Consider the following 14922-nt stretch of genomic DNA (forward strand, 5'->3'; position numbering starts at 1 on the left):
CAAAAACAGGCCGGATAACCGGCCCGGTATCAATTATCCGCCCAGATAGGCCGAACGTACCGCTTCGTTTGCCAACAATGCCGCACCGGTGTCTTCCAGCACCACATGACCGTTTTCAAGTACATAACCGCGATCAGCCAAACGCAACGCTTGGTTGGCATTTTGCTCCACCAGAAAGATGGTCATGCCTTCTTCACGCAGTTGCTGGATGGTATCAAAAATTTGCAGAATGATAATCGGCGCCAACCCCAGAGAAGGCTCATCCAATAATAATAAACGCGGCTGACTCATCAGCGCCCGCCCGATCGCCAGCATCTGTTGCTCACCGCCGGACATGGTGCCGGCCCGCTGCGCGCGTCGCTCATACAATCGCGGAAACAGGGCGTAGACGCGTTCAATGCGTTGCTGGTATTGCTGGCGATCGGCAAAGAAACCGCCCATCGCCAGATTCTCTTCCACGGTCATACGGGAAAAAACCCGCCGCCCTTCAGGAACAATGGCAATCGCCTCGCGCATAATCTGCGCCGTTTGCCAGTGGGTAATGTCTTTCCCATCAAACATGATGGTGCCTTGGCTGGCGCGCGGGTCGCCGCAGAGCGTTCCCAGCAGCGTGGTTTTACCGGCGCCGTTGGCGCCGATAAGCGTAACGATTTCGCCCTGTTCGATGTGCAGGCTTACCTGATGCAGCGCCTGAATTTTACCGTAGTGAGCCGAAACCTGATTTAATGACAGCATAACGTTATCCTTCACCCAGATAAGCGCGGATCACATCCGGGTTATTACGAATTTCAGCGGGGGTGCCTTGCGCCAGCGGCGTACCCTGATTAACGACATAAATCCTGTCGGAAATCCCCATCACCAGCTTCATGTCATGCTCAATCAGCAGGACGGACACCTGATGGCTGTCGCGCAGTTCCGCAATCAACTGATCCAACTCTTCGGTTTCTTTCGGGTTAAGGCCCGCTGCCGGTTCATCCAGCATCAGCAATTCAGGGCGCGTGACCATACAACGGGCAATTTCCAGCCGACGCTGCTGACCGTAAGCCAGATTGCCCGCCTGACGGTTCGCCAGATCCAGCAAACCGATGCGTTCCAGCCAGGCTGCCGCGCGATCCTGCGCGTCCGCTTCCGCACGACGGAAAGCCGGTGTCTTCAATAGCCCGGCGAACACGCCGCTTTTCAGATGTTGATGCTGCGCCACCAGCAGGTTCTCCACCACGGTCATTTCGCGGAATAAACGCCCATGCGGGCGATCGCCTGTCCCGACAAACCTTCAATATGGCGATCGTGCAACAGGATAGTGCCGCCGCTCGGACGATAAAAACCGGTCAGGCAGTTGAATACCGTGGTTTTTCCGGCCCCGTTCGGGCCTATCAATGAAACGATTTCACCCGAATGAATATCCAGTTCGACATTGTTGACCGCCAGCAGGCCGCCAAAACGCATCATCAGGCCGCGGACCGATAATAATGGCTGCGTCTCACTCATGCCTGCTCTTCCTTCTTAGCGACTTTCAGCTTCATTTGCGGGCGTTTCATCGGCAATAAGCCTTGTGGCCGCCAAATCATCATCAGCACCATCAACGCGCCCAGCAACAACATGCTGTACTCATTCAAATCACGCATCAGTTCACGGGACACCACCAGCAGAATAGCCGCCAGGATCACCGCGAACTGCGAACCCATGCCGCCCAGCACCACAATCGCCAACACAAACGCGGACTCGGCGAATGTGAAGGATTCCGGGCTGACGAAACCCTGACGCGCCGCAAACAACGTACCGGCGAACCCGGCAAACGCCGCACTGATGGTAAAGGCGGTCAGCTTGATGCGGGTGGGACTCAGGCCCAGCGAACGGCAGGCAATCTCGTCGTCACGCAGCGCTTCCCAGGCCCGGCCTAGCGGCATGCGCAATAAGCGGTTGATGACAAATAGCGTTAACACCACCAACAACAGCGCCACCAGATACAGGAAAATGATGCGATCGCTAGGATCATATTTCAGGCCGAAGAAGTTGTGGAAGGTATCCCAGCCGTCGCGAGCGTTACGGCTGAATTCCAGACCAAAGAGGGTCGGTTTCGGGATCTGGCTGATACCGTTCGGACCGCCGGTGATTTCGGTATTGTTAAGCAACAGAATACGAACAATCTCGCCGAATCCCAACGTGACGATAGCCAGATAATCCCCGCGCAGACGCAATACCGGGAAACCCAGCAGAAAGCCGGACAGCGCCGCGGCCATGCCCGCCAGCGGCAGACTTTCCCAAAATCCCAGACCGTAATAGTGATTCAACAAGGCATAGGTGTAAGCGCCGATGGCATAAAAGCCGCCATAGCCTAATACCAGCAACCCCGACAGACCGACAACCACATTCAGCCCCAGTCCCAGCATCACATAAATCAACGTGAGGGTCGCAATATCGACAGTGCCGCGAGACACCAGAAAAGGCCAGGCAACCGCCGCGACAATGAGCAAAGCCGCCAGCAACTTCTGGCGCGGCGTACTGCCATCAAAACTCGGCAATACCAGCGACGGGCCGGAAAACCGTTTCAGCCCGGCCTGGAAATACGGACGAATCAACTGGAAGAAGAACACCACGATGCAACCCGCGCCGATCCAGTACCAGCGCACCTCATCAGCGCCGCGCACCACCAGTTTGGTCCCATCAAGGCCCAGTTGCATGCCCATTAAAAACGCGGCCAGCACCAGCAACATAAATGCGGAGATAATGGCATTGAAAAGATTGAGCTTTTTCATACTTTCTCAACCTCTGGACGACCAAGAATACCGGTAGGCATGACCAGCAGAACCACAATCAGCAACGCGAACGATACCGCATCCTTGTATTCCGTGCTCAGGTAGGCGGAGGTCAACGCTTCCGCCACGCCCAGAATCAGCCCGCCAATCATCGCGCCGGGGATGCTGCCGATGCCGCCCAGCAGGCTGGCCATTTTCAGATCTTCCTCACAGGCGCGACAGGCGCGTCCCATGCGCGAATTAGCGGATAAACAGCGTCAGGGCCAGCATAGCGAGGAACGTCACGATCCAGATGGTCAACTGCATGGTGCTGATTGTCGCGGCAAAACCATTGGTTTCGCCCAACACCCACTGTCCGGTAATCATGCTGGGGAGCGCGACATCGCGTGAGCCCTGGTTCAGGCTGACGTAGTTTTGCAGAAAAATAGACATGCCGATGGCGGAAATCAGTGCGATCAGACGCTTGGAGGTGCGCACCGGTCGATAGGCGACCCGTTCTATACTCCAGCCGTAAGCGCTGGAAATGACGACGGCTGCGACAAAGGCGACGCTGATCAACAGCCAGCTCGCATCAATACCCATCATCATCAAGCCGGCAATTACAATAAAGGAGACGTAGCTACCGATCATGTAAACCTCGCCGTGGGCGAAGTTAATCATGCCGATGATACCGTAAACCATGGTGTAGCCAATGGCGATCAGCGCATAAGTGCTGCCCAACGTCAGACCGTTGAACATCTGCTGAAAAAAGTAGAGGAACTGCTCGGACATACCTTAACCTTAGATGCTGCCCCCGCGCCTTACGGCAACGGAGGCATCGGTATTGAGGAATTATTACAGCATCGATTGATGACAGCCAAAGCTCATGCGGGCTGAAATCATTACCGCGCAGCCATTACTTCGCTACGCTGGAAGTACCGTCTGCATGCCACTCAAATACGCCAAACTCAAACCCTTTCAGGTCGCCTTTCTCATCCCAACTCAGTGGCCCCATCACGGTATCCACCGATTTGCCTTTCAGATCGCTGACCAGTTGTTCCGGCTCCATGCTGCCGCTGCGTTGCATGGCGGTGGTCAGAGATTGCAATGCGGCATACGTCGTCCAGACGAACGGCCCGGTCGGGTCCAGTTTTTTGGCTTTCAGCGCATCGACAATCGGTTGGTTGGCAGGCACCTGATCATAACGTTTCGGCAACGTTACCAGCATGCCTTCCGATGCTTCACCCGCGATATTGGACAGCGAAGCGTTGCCCACGCCTTCCGGCCCCATGAATTTGGTGGTCATGCCAGCCTGCTGCGACTGACGCATGAGCAGCCCCATTTCCGGGTAGTAGCCGCCAAAATAAACGAAATCCACGTTTTCTTTTTTCAGGCGCGCCACCAGTGAGGAGAAATTTTTATCGCCCGCGGTCACACCTTCAAACAATACCACATTCGCATTGGCTTTTTTCAGGCTATCCTGAACAGAGCGGGCCAAACCTTCACCGTATTGCTGTTTATCATGTATAACGGCAATGCGCTGAGGTTTAATCGCCTCGACAATATATTTCGCCGCCGTTGGGCCTTGATCGGAATCCAGGCCGGTGGTGCGCAGCACCAGCTCATAGCCGCGGGTGGTCAAATCAGCGTTGGTGGCGGCTGGCGTAATCATGATCACGCCCTCTTCTTCATAAATATCAGAAGCTGGCTGCGTGGAGGATGAGCACAAATGGCCAATAACATAACGAATACCGTCGTTGATGACTTTGTTCGCCACGGCCACCGCTTGTTTCGGATCGCACGCATCATCATATTCGACGCCAACCAGTTTATTGCCGTTAACGCCGCCTTTGGCATTGATATCCGCAATCGCCTGCCGTGCGCCAATGAACTCCATATCACCATATTGCGCGACCGGACCGGACATGGCGCCCACAACAGTAACCTTAACATCCGCAGCGCTCGCCGCATGGCTGAATGCAACCGCCATACAAACCATCAGCAATGTTTTGCTTTTACTAAATTTCATTCGTTTTACCCCATCTTTTATTATGGATATTGCTAAAAAATGACCGCCCTCCGTCATAACATAACCTTTTTCTTATATGTAAGAACGGGTTAGGGTTATTATTAGTAATCATTTCTAATAAGGCTTATTTTTCATATTATTAAACAGGAATATTATGCTGCAAATCAACTGACATCAGTAGCGGCGATTTATATTTTCAGCATAAAACACTAGCCTTTAACGTTGGAGATTGATTTATATATAGTCAGTTATGCTGCTTTATATGCTGATGATTGATTTATTACTCGAGCATTCCTTACCGTTGAAAACATTTTCACTGTTGACCTTAAATAAAAAAATGCCTACGCCGCTTGCGACGACGGCCCGAAGGATGGTAGGCAGGAAGCTCGCCATAAAAATAACATTACTGTTCCACCGCAAAACAATGACATTATTCTTCACTCACTTGATGGAGTGCTAGTAAATGAAACTAACCGTTGAATGTCTCACTCAATTCAGCCAGCAGGATAAAATTGATCTGGCTAAAATTTGGCCGCACCAGAATCTGGAACTTTTGGAAGAGAGCCTTAACGTGGAGCGCCGACTGTTCGCCGCGCGTTTTAACGAGCGCTTGCTGGCTGCCGTCATGGTTGAGATTACAGGCGACTATGCCGAACTGAGTGATCTGCTGGTGCGTGACACCACCCGACGCCGTGGTGTTGGTTTATATCTAATAGATGAAGCTCGCAAGCAGTTACCGGGCGTGAAAGAGTGGTGGTTGGCGACAGCCGATCATGCTGCCGTCAAAGAGGACGTGCTGGCAAAATTCATGATTAGCTGCGGCTTTTCGCCGGTATCCGGCGGCTGGCGTTATATCCGTAAACAAGGATAAAATGCCAAAAGCGTTGTTCAACTTCCCATAGCGACGATTTGCACGAGTAAGCCCGAAGAGACGCCCATAAAAAAGGTCGGACAAATGTCCGACCCTTGTTTCTTGTGTGCTGTCGCTTAAGCTTCGATCGCCGTTCGCAGCTTTTTCATGGCGTTCTTTTCCAACTGCCGCACCCGCTCTGCGGATACGCCGTATTCATCGGCCAGTTCCTGCAATGTTGACTTGTTGTCATCATCCAGCCAACGAGCACGGATAATATGCTGGCTGCGCTCATCCAACCCTTGCAGCGCATCCGTCAGTTTGTCCGCCGCGTGGTTGTCCCAGTTATCTTCTTCGATGCCATCGGCAAAGTCGGAAGACTTATCCTGCAAATAGAGCATGGGGGACATGGCTTTACCATCATGCGTCTCTTCATCCGGCGTCGGGTCAAAAGTCATGTCCTGGGCAGCCATACGCGATTCCATTTCACGCACATCTTTGCTGGTCACCCCCAGTTCACGGGCAACCAGTTCAACTTCATCCTGATTGAACCAGCCAAGACGCGTTTTGGACTTACGCAGGTTAAAGAACAGTTTACGTTGCGCTTTGGTGGTCGCGACTTTCACAATACGCCAGTTGCGCAGCACATATTCATGAATTTCAGCTTTGATCCAATGGACGGCGAAGGACACGAGACGCACGCCCACTTCAGGGTTAAAGCGACGCACCGCTTTCATCAGACCGATGTTGCCTTCCTGAATCAGGTCTGCCTGCGGCAAGCCATAGCCGGAATAATTACGGGCCACATGAATAACAAAACGCAGATGCGACAGAATGAGTTGCTTCGCCGCCTCCAAATCGCCCTGATAATGCAGCCGTTCAGCCAGCGCCCGCTCTTCCTCTGCCGTCAGCATCGGATAGGCATTGGCGGCTCGAATGTAACCCTCCAGACTGCCCTGGAGAACTAAGGTGAAAGTTTGCATATCTTTGGTCATTCAATCCCTCTCATTACCACGGTTGCGCGGTGCTTTAACCAGCCCGCTTAAACGCCCGTCATTGACAAGTCGTTATATTTGGCCTTGCTCCAGCATACTGTTTCGCGTCATATACACATTAACGGTTCGGCCCAGTATCTCTGAATTTAGAGTGTGATTTTTCTCACAAGTTCCAACAATATTATCCATCTTTTTTCACATATCAAGCTGGATACAGTAGGAAAAGAGTATATCAAAAAAAGCCTATTGTGGTGTAAAACGACGTAAATGTTGAACGGTCGCCAACCAAGCGGCCAGCCAGCCGATCATTCCAGCGATAAGCAACAACAACAGGGATTCGTCCCAGCTTAATCCCTTGACGGTAAAGGTCGTACCGAACACCGAAGCCACCTGAGCGACGACGGAACCGAGCTTCCACACCAGCGCCTGAGAGAGGATCAAAGACAGCACCGCGCCGCCAAACCCCATCACGGCTCCCCCGTTGAGAAACGGGCGCAAAATAAAGCCATCGGTCGCGCCAATCAACTTCATGACGTTAATGGTTTCGCGGCGGCTGAAGATACTCAGACGCACGCTGTTGCCGATCACCAGAAACACCGCGATAACCATCAATATGCCAATGGTCGCCGCAATCTGGCCGACCAGCCCGGTCAGCGCAACCAGCCTTGCAAACCAGCTGTCATCCATGCGGACTTCATCCACGCCTGACGTGGCCGCCACGCGGTCGCGTAAGGTCGTCAATACGTCGGCGCTTTGGAAATTCATTTTAGGGGTAATGATGGCAACCGCGGGCAGCGGATTCTCTTCCAACATATCCAGCGCGCCGCCAAAACCTGACCAGTTGCGAAATTCCCCCATGGCTTCATCACGCGACAAATAATTCACTTTATCGACGCCGTCTTCAGACTGAAGACGGGTGATCACCGCCTGCGCCGCGTTGTCATCAAGCGACTTATCCAGATAGACCGTCAATTGCGGCGAGGGATACCACTGGGTCGCCGCCTGACTGACGTTTTTCCACACCAGATAACAGATGCTGGGCAGAGCCAGAGAAATGGCGATCACCATCACCGTCAATAGCGTCGCCAACGGTTGACGCAGCATATCGTCCAGCGTGTTGGTCCAGGCGTAACGCCACTGCTCCTGCCAGCCGCCGCGCAGCGCCTTTGCTTTCGTTCCGGGCTTTATCGCGTTACGCATGTTATTCGCCATGATGATTTCCCCCAATCATGCGACCATCTGACAGCGTCAGAACCCGGTAATTGCGACGGGCAATCAACCCGGTATCGTGGGTCGCCATCAGTACAGTAACGCCAACCCGGTTAAATTCTTCGAACAAACGCAAAATCCCCTCGGACAGCGCATCATCCAGATTACCTGTCGGTTCGTCGGCCAGCAAAACGGCGGGTTTATTCACCACCGCGCGCGCAATACCGACCCGCTGCTGTTCGCCGCCGGAAAGCTGGATAGGATAATTACGGGCTTTATCCAGCAACCCCACCTTGTCCAGCGCCGCCGACACCCGACGACGAATATCTTCGCTGCTGGCGCCGGCAATGATGAGCGGCATCGCCACGTTGTCATAGATGGTTCTTTCCATCAGCAGATGATGATCCTGAAAAATCATGCCGATCTGACGGCGCAGAAACGGGACTTCACGTTTTTTCAGGCGGCTGATGTGATATCCGCTAAACAGAATCTGCCCCGCGCTGGGACGTTCAATGCCACAAATCAGTTTCAGCAGGGTACTTTTCCCCGCGCCTGAATGTCCGGTCAGAAACGCCATCTCTGCCGGACGCAGATGAAAATCCACCCCCTGCAATGCCTGACGCCCACCAAGATAAGCTTTACTGACCTGTTCAAAACGAATCATCCGTTTTAATCCTCTCGGGCAAAAAGTGCCTCAATAAAATCGTCAGCCTTGAATGGCCGCAAATCTTCGATACCTTCTCCCACCCCAATATAGCGGATGGGAATGCCGAACTGGTCGGCAATGGCGAAAATCACCCCGCCTTTGGCGGTGCCGTCCAGCTTGGTCAGAGAAATCCCGGTCAAGCCGACCGCTTCATTGAACAGTTTCGCCTGGCTGACGGCGTTCTGTCCGGTGCTGGCATCCAGCGTCAACATCACTTCATGCGGCGCACCTTCATCCAGCTTCTTCATCACGCGCACAATCTTTTTCAATTCTCCCATCAGATGCGCTTTGTTCTGCAATCTGCCCGCGGTGTCGGCAATCAGGACATCGACGCCTCGCGCTTTCGCCGCCTGAATCGCATCAAAAATCACCGACGCGGAATCAGCGCCGGTATGCTGCGCCACCACCGCGACATTGTTGCGCTGGCCCCAGACCTGAAGCTGCTCCACCGCCGCGGCGCGGAACGTGTCCCCCGCAGCCAGCATCACGGATTTGCCCTGCGCCTGAAACTGGCGCGCCATCTTGCCAATCGTGGTGGTTTTACCGACGCCGTTGACCCCGACCATCAGGATCACGTAAGGCGTTTTGCCGTCGATATTCAATGGTTCCTCAACTTTGTCGAGGATGGTCGCCATTTCTTCTTTCAGTTTAACAAAAAGCGCATCGGCATCTTTCAGTTGCCGGCGGTTGGCGTGTTCCGTCAGGCCGGTAATGATTTTGCGGGTGGTTTCCACGCCTACATCGGCAATCAATAGCTGTTCTTCCAGTTGCTCAAACAAATCGTCGTCGATTTTCTTGCCGCGAAACAATCCGATAAATCCTGAACCGAGATTTTCTCGGGTTTTAACCAGACTGCGTTTCAGGCGCGCGAAAAATCCTTCTTTCGTCGGACGATCTTGTTCCTGCGCCGCCACTGGCGGTTCATCCTGCGGACTCGCTTCCGGGAGAATCGCGTCCGGCTCCGCCTCGATGATCGGTTCGCTTGCCACCGCGGGCGGCGGCGATGGTTGCGCCACGTCCACTGGCGCGATAGCCGCAGGCTTGGGATCTTTTTCAACGATTTCAGCAGGCTGTTGTGCCTGACCCTGCGTCTCAGACAGTGCGGCGGGCGCCTCCTCGACGACCGGTTTCTCCTGCGGTTGCTTTTTTTGTTCTTCTTCCTGTTGCCCCAATCCTAACCAGGAAAAAAAACCGCGCTTCTTTTCTTTCGTCATGTGCAATCGCGCTCCACGCCGCTCAGTGCAGCGAATCAATCAATGAAAATCATAGTTAACCAATAAGTTTAACACTTTCCTGCCGACAGCAACACGCAGCCAGCGGGCGCAATAGCAGACAATCTCGGTAACGAAGTATTTCAGCTCCGATCTTAACATTCCCTCTACACGCAACCGCCGCTAGAATAGCGCCAGAAATTTTCTGGCCGCGCCAATATAATCATGATGCGGCACAGCAGCGAACCTGTGAATTATGGCTAAAAAAAACGCATCGCCAGCCGCCGGCCAGATCCGAATTATCGGCGGTCAGTGGCGCGGCAGAAAACTTCCGGTCCCGGATAGTCCGGGCTTACGACCGACAACCGATCGGGTGCGCGAAACGCTGTTCAACTGGCTGGCTCCCGTTATTCAGGAAGCCCGTTGCCTGGACTGTTTTGCCGGTAGCGGCGCGCTGGGCCTGGAAGCCTTATCGCGTTATGCGGCCCATGCCACATTATTGGAAGCCGAGCGAGCGGTAGCGCAACAATTAACGCACAATCTGGCGCTGCTACGGGCGGAAAACGCGCAAGTCGTTCATACGGACACGCTGCGCTGGCTGGCGCAACCAGGACAACCCTTTGACGTGGTGTTTCTTGATCCGCCGTTTCGCAAAGATTTATTGAACCACACGCTATCTCTGCTGGAACAACAAGGCTGGCTGACGCCGGAGGCATGGATCTACGTGGAAACCGAGGCGGAAAATACACAATTGGCGATTCCGGGCAACTGGCTGCTTCACCGCGAAAAGATCGCCGGTCAGGTCGCTTACCGCTTGTACATTCGCCAATGCTCTTCTCAGCAAGCCGCGCAATGACATTAAGAGGTAGATGATGATATGGATTAATCTGGGACGACTGCTGATGCTGGGCGTGTGGGGTTTTCTGGTTTTTAACCTGCTCCACCCGTTTCCCCGGCCACTGAACATTTTCATGACGGTGGCGATGGTATTTATGATCCTGATGCATGGCTTTCAACTGCTGTTGCTGAAATCCAGCCAGCCCAAAGACGGCCCATCACTCAGTCAGGCGCTGCAAGCACGCATTTTTCTGTTTGGCGTGTTTGAGTTACTGGCCTGGCAAAAGAAACAGCCCAGGCAGCCCCCCAAGCTCTGATGTGCAAGGCGCAGAATCAAGGCGGAACCCTGACGACAACGGCGGAAACGAGTCCATTTATCAGGGCTTCTTACCGGGAAGATAAGGGAAATGCATCACGTTATCCCCCAGTTCGGAAATCCGGGCGCTGCCTTTTTCCGTCACCGCATCAATGCGAATAATCGCCTGCAAGGGAATAAAACTGCGGCTAACGCCGGAGAATTCCGTTTTGAGCTTTTCTGTCGACGGATCAACCAGCACCGTTGATTGGCTATCGAAGACGAAGTCGGCAATTTCAATAAAACCGAACAAACTGCTCGACGCTAATTCACGTACATAAAGCTGGTAGTTCTTACCGTTATTAATGAATTGAATACGATACAGTGCAGGTTCATTACTCATTCAACACTACTCTCCTTCAAGAGACGTTACGGCATTCATCAGCAGTAAAAACAGTTCGATAAAATAACATGAAGCACAGGTATTCGCATCTGTCTCACCCGATGTTGTTTATACTCACAACAATAATCACAACACCCCTTACGCCAAACAAAGAAAGGATAGGCTATGCTCTGGTCATTTATCGCCGTACTTTTCTCCGGCTGGTTATACGTTGACGCCAGCTATCGTGGTCCGGCGTGGCAACGCTGGCTGTTCAAGCCGGTCACAATATTGCTGTTGCTGGCGCTGGCCTGGCAAACGCCGTTTCTGAGCGTATCAGGCTATCTGATCGTCGCCGGATTACTGGCAACCCTGGTCGCCGACATGCTGTTGTTACTGCCGACGCAGCGCCTGCTGTATGCCTTCACCGCCTATTTCGGCGCCCACCTGCTTTACACCCTCAGTTTTTTTACCAGCCAGATGGCGCTGACCTTCTTCTGGCCGCTGGCGTTGACGCTGGTACTGTTGGCCACTATTTTGATCGCCCTTATCTGGAGCCGACTGGATGATCAACGCTGGCCAGCCTGCGCTTTTATTCTTATGACCACCCTGATGGTCTGGGTTGCCGGGGAGCGTTATTTCGCACTGGGAAGCGACCATAACTTCTCCCTGCTGGCCGGCTGCGCGCTGCTGTTTATCGCCCACGCCGCGTGGTTGATCCACCATTACCGGATTAATTTCCGCGCACATCAGGTCATCGTGGCGATCGGCTATTTTGGCGGACATTTCCTTATCGTTCGATCGCTCTATTTTTAACGCCGACGACGCACGCGAAATACTGGAGTCACCGCCTATAACGGTGTAAAGTTTCTGATGAGAATCACTATCATCAACACAGGAGGAAGGTATGCATTCTCATCAGCACCACCATCACAGCGGTGAAAAATCAGCCTGCTGCCACGCTCATGCAAAACCTGTATCACATGCGGAAAAAAGCTGCTGCGCGGTAAAACATGCGTCCGGGGCCGTGATCGATACCGGTCGAGGCCCTGATAACAGCGCATCGGAAAGCGGCGATAATGCCGATTCAGACGACCCCGACGGCGGAGACAGCGATCACCCCGGTTCCCATCAGCGTTTTAGCTGGAAAATCAGCGGTATGGATTGTCCAAGCTGCGCCCGTAAAATTGAAAATGCAGTAAAAAATCTCCAGGGCATCGAACACGTCAATGTGTTGTTCGCCACCGAAAAACTGGTGATAGCCGCCCGCCACGATGTACGTTCACAAGTACAACAAGCGGTTTCGCAAGTGGGTTTCACCCTGCAGGACATTGCGCCCAATATGCCGCCTTCTGCGGAGCAACGCGGTTTTATCCCCGGCAATTTTCTTCACGAATATGGTTTCCTGATCCTCTTTATATCGCTGACCGCAATAAGCTGGGGCGTATCGTTATTTAATGATTCGCTCGGCGAGATTGCGTTTATCGCCACCACCGTTGTGGGCCTCATTCCCGTACTGAAAAAGGCCGTACAACTTGCCCGCTCCGGCACGCCGTTCGCGATTGAAACACTGATGAGCGTAGCCTCCATCGGCGCACTGCTGATCGGGGCGACAACCGAAGCCACTGTGGTTCTGCTGCTGTTTATGCTGGGCGAACGGCTGGAAGCCTATGCCGCCAACCGTGCGCGACAAGGCGTGACCGCATTGATGGCCCTGATGCCCGAAGACGCTATCGTTATCAGAAACGAACGTCGCGTTAAGGTGCCCATCGCCAGCCTGTTACCCGGTGATGTCATTGAAGTCGCCCCAGGCGGACGGCTGCCGGCCGATGCGGAATTACTGCGCGCGGAAGCCAGTTTTGATGAAAGCGCCCTGACCGGCGAGTCGGTGCCTGTTGAACGCGCCGTGGGCGACAAGATCGCCGCCGGTAGCCTGTGTGTCGATAAAATGGTGCAACTGCGCGTCATTTCACAGCCGGGCAACAACGCCATCGACCGCATTCTGCAATTGATAGAAGAAGCCGAGACGCGCCGCGCGCCGATCGAGCGTTTCCTTGATCGCTTCAGCCGCTACTACACGCCAGCCATCATGCTGCTATCATTGCTGGTGATCGTCATCCCGCCGCTGTTGATGGGTCAGCCCTGGCAGGAATGGATTTATCGCGGTCTGACGCTGTTGCTGATTGGCTGTCCTTGTGCGCTGGTGATTTCCACACCGGCCGCCATTACCTCCGGTTTGGCGGCGGCAACCCGTCAGGGCGCGCTGATCAAAGGGGGCGCGGCCCTGGAAGCACTGGGCGGCATCCGCATCATCGCCTTTGATAAAACCGGCACCCTGACCGAAGGCAAACCACAGGTTACCGATGTTTTACCGGCGAATGGCGTGAGTGAAGCCGCGCTGCTGGCGCGAACCGCGGCGATCGAATCCGGTTCACACCACCCGCTGGCGCAAGCGATTGTGCAACATGCGCGGGCGACCAACCCATTTCTGCCCATCGCGGAAGATCGCCGCGCATTAGCCGGTATCGGGGTGGAAGGCACCATTGCGGGCAGGCGGATTCAGGTGAGTTCACCCGCCCGACTGACCGCGGAGACGCTGGACACCCGCTGGCAACAGCAGGTTGATACGCTGGAAAGCGCGGGCAAGACGGTGGTTGTGGTACAGGAAGATGGCCGCGTGCAGGGCTTGCTGGCATTGCGCGATACGCTGCGCAACGATGCGCGCGCAGCACTGGCCGCGTTACAGGCCATGAATATACGCTGTATCATGCTCACCGGCGATAATCCGCGGGCGGCGGCGGCAATCGCTGCCGATTTGGGTATCGATCACCGGGCGGGTTTACTGCCCGCCGACAAAGTGACCGCCGTAAGCGAGCTTAATCAGCAACATCCGGTCGCTATGGTGGGCGATGGCATCAACGATGCGCCGGCCATGAAAGCTTCGACAATCGGTATTGCGATGGGAAGCGGCACCGACGTGGCGCTGGAAACGGCTGACGCCGCCCTGACACACAGTCGCCTTGGCGGATTAGCCAGCATGATCCGGCTGTCACGGGCGACGCACCTGAATATTCGGCAGAATATTACCATCGCCCTGGGGCTGAAAGCGGTCTTCCTGATCACCAGTATTCTGGGCATTACCGGGCTGTGGCTGGCGGTATTGGCGGATTCCGGCGCGACGGCGTTGGTCACCGCCAACGCGTTGCGGTTGCTCAAAAAACAGGATTAATAAAGACCGTTCAACGCCCTGTACGACAGGGCGTTGAATTTAACCGCCTTTGACTTGCGGGCAGCCTTTGCGCAACAGGTAACGATAGGGAAGTTGCTCGGTCATCTGCGCCAGCAAGTCATGCTCCATATAACGGCAGAAGCCCGGAATATCACGGGTCGTCGCGGGATCGTCCGCAATCACCAGCAACGTTTGTCCAGACACCATCTCGCGCACCGTTTTACGCACCATCATCACCGGTTCGGGACAGCGCAGTCCCTGAGCATCAAGGGTTTTATCAGGATTGGCGAAGGGATCGGTCATCAACATTCTCTGTGGTAGGGGATTATAAAACCGGCTTAGTTTACGCCGGAGATTCTGTGACGCAAGCCACGACAATATTTACGCAAAGAACAACCATTTTGTCAGCGAAACAATTCAGTTAGCAAAACAGTTCAGCCAGCA

General features: G+C 54.1%; 14 protein-coding genes and 2 pseudogenes. 5 read left to right on the plus strand and 11 right to left on the minus strand.

Features of this window, described 5'->3' with window-relative positions:
• Positions 1-33 precede the first annotated feature (33 nt).
• From livF to DES54_RS06260, 5 genes and pseudogenes are all read right to left on the minus strand, one after another.
• Positions 34-735, minus strand: coding sequence for a high-affinity branched-chain amino acid ABC transporter ATP-binding protein LivF (livF, locus tag DES54_RS06240; RefSeq protein WP_113865729.1), 702 nt, complete (start codon positions 733-735; stop codon positions 34-36).
• 4 nt (positions 736-739) lie between these two features.
• Positions 740-1488: pseudogene (livG, locus tag DES54_RS06245) on the minus strand (high-affinity branched-chain amino acid ABC transporter ATP-binding protein LivG).
• Positions 1485-2756 carry a high-affinity branched-chain amino acid ABC transporter permease LivM gene (locus DES54_RS06250; RefSeq protein ID WP_113865730.1) on the minus strand — a complete coding sequence of 424 codons (1272 nt, stop codon included), beginning with the start codon at positions 2754-2756 and terminating at the stop codon, positions 1485-1487. Before DES54_RS06250 ends, livG begins: the two are co-directional and overlap by 4 nt.
• Positions 2753-3527, minus strand: a pseudogene (gene livH, locus DES54_RS06255) (high-affinity branched-chain amino acid ABC transporter permease LivH). Before livH ends, DES54_RS06250 begins: the two are co-directional and overlap by 4 nt.
• A 124-nt stretch (positions 3528-3651) precedes the next feature.
• Complete coding sequence (locus tag DES54_RS06260) at positions 3652-4764, minus strand: branched-chain amino acid ABC transporter substrate-binding protein (RefSeq protein ID WP_113865731.1); 1113 nt, start codon at positions 4762-4764, stop codon at positions 3652-3654.
• A gap of 463 nt (positions 4765-5227) precedes the next feature.
• Between DES54_RS06260 and panM the strand changes: the two genes are divergently transcribed.
• Positions 5228-5635, plus strand: coding sequence for an aspartate 1-decarboxylase autocleavage activator PanM (gene panM / locus DES54_RS06265; RefSeq protein ID WP_113865732.1), 408 nt, complete (start codon positions 5228-5230; stop codon positions 5633-5635).
• A gap of 116 nt (positions 5636-5751) precedes the next feature.
• Here the strand turns inward: panM and rpoH are convergent, their stop codons facing one another.
• The 4 genes from rpoH to ftsY form a co-directional block, all read right to left on the minus strand.
• Positions 5752-6609: an RNA polymerase sigma factor RpoH gene (rpoH, locus tag DES54_RS06270; protein WP_113865733.1), complete on the minus strand. Its 858-nt coding sequence runs from the start codon at positions 6607-6609 to the stop codon at positions 5752-5754.
• A 243-nt stretch (positions 6610-6852) separates the two neighbouring features.
• Positions 6853-7821, minus strand: coding sequence for a permease-like cell division protein FtsX (ftsX, locus tag DES54_RS06275; RefSeq protein WP_113865734.1), 969 nt, complete (start codon positions 7819-7821; stop codon positions 6853-6855).
• Complete coding sequence (gene ftsE, locus DES54_RS06280) at positions 7811-8482, minus strand: cell division ATP-binding protein FtsE (RefSeq protein ID WP_113865735.1); 672 nt, start codon at positions 8480-8482, stop codon at positions 7811-7813. Before ftsE ends, ftsX begins: the two co-directional genes overlap by 11 nt.
• A gap of 5 nt (positions 8483-8487) precedes the next feature.
• On the minus strand, positions 8488-9738 hold the full coding sequence (gene ftsY / locus DES54_RS06285) for a signal recognition particle-docking protein FtsY (protein ID WP_113865736.1): 1251 nt from the start codon (positions 9736-9738) through the stop codon (positions 8488-8490).
• Positions 9739-9991: 253 nt separating this feature from the next.
• Here ftsY and rsmD point away from each other — a divergent pair, with 253 nt between their 5' ends.
• On the plus strand, positions 9992-10591 hold the full coding sequence (gene rsmD, locus DES54_RS06290) for a 16S rRNA (guanine(966)-N(2))-methyltransferase (protein WP_113865737.1): 600 nt from the start codon (positions 9992-9994) through the stop codon (positions 10589-10591).
• 16 nt (positions 10592-10607) lie between these two features.
• The gene (locus DES54_RS06295; RefSeq protein WP_113865738.1) at positions 10608-10889 is read left to right on the plus strand and encodes a DUF1145 family protein; all 282 of its coding nucleotides are present in this window, start codon (positions 10608-10610) and stop codon (positions 10887-10889) included.
• Positions 10890-10949: 60 nt separating this feature from the next.
• Here DES54_RS06295 and DES54_RS06300 read toward each other — a convergent pair whose 3' ends face one another.
• The gene (locus DES54_RS06300; protein WP_113865739.1) at positions 10950-11270 is read right to left on the minus strand and encodes a DUF1820 family protein; all 321 of its coding nucleotides are present in this window, start codon (positions 11268-11270) and stop codon (positions 10950-10952) included.
• Between the two features lie 165 nt (positions 11271-11435).
• On the opposite strand from DES54_RS06300, the gene DES54_RS06305 reads away from it, so the two are divergent.
• The gene (locus DES54_RS06305) at positions 11436-12065 is read left to right on the plus strand and encodes a lysoplasmalogenase (protein WP_113865740.1); all 630 of its coding nucleotides are present in this window, start codon (positions 11436-11438) and stop codon (positions 12063-12065) included.
• A gap of 91 nt (positions 12066-12156) precedes the next feature.
• Complete coding sequence (locus DES54_RS06310; RefSeq protein ID WP_113865741.1) at positions 12157-14478, plus strand: zinc/cadmium/mercury/lead-transporting ATPase; 2322 nt, start codon at positions 12157-12159, stop codon at positions 14476-14478.
• 39 nt (positions 14479-14517) lie between these two features.
• On the opposite strand, the gene tusA is transcribed toward DES54_RS06310, so the two are convergent.
• Complete coding sequence (tusA, locus tag DES54_RS06315) at positions 14518-14781, minus strand: sulfurtransferase TusA (protein ID WP_113865742.1); 264 nt, start codon at positions 14779-14781, stop codon at positions 14518-14520.
• Between the last annotated feature and the right edge of the window lie 141 nt (positions 14782-14922).

The organism is Brenneria salicis ATCC 15712 = DSM 30166, assembly GCF_003315515.1.
Taxonomy (GTDB): domain Bacteria; phylum Pseudomonadota; class Gammaproteobacteria; order Enterobacterales; family Enterobacteriaceae; genus Brenneria; species Brenneria salicis.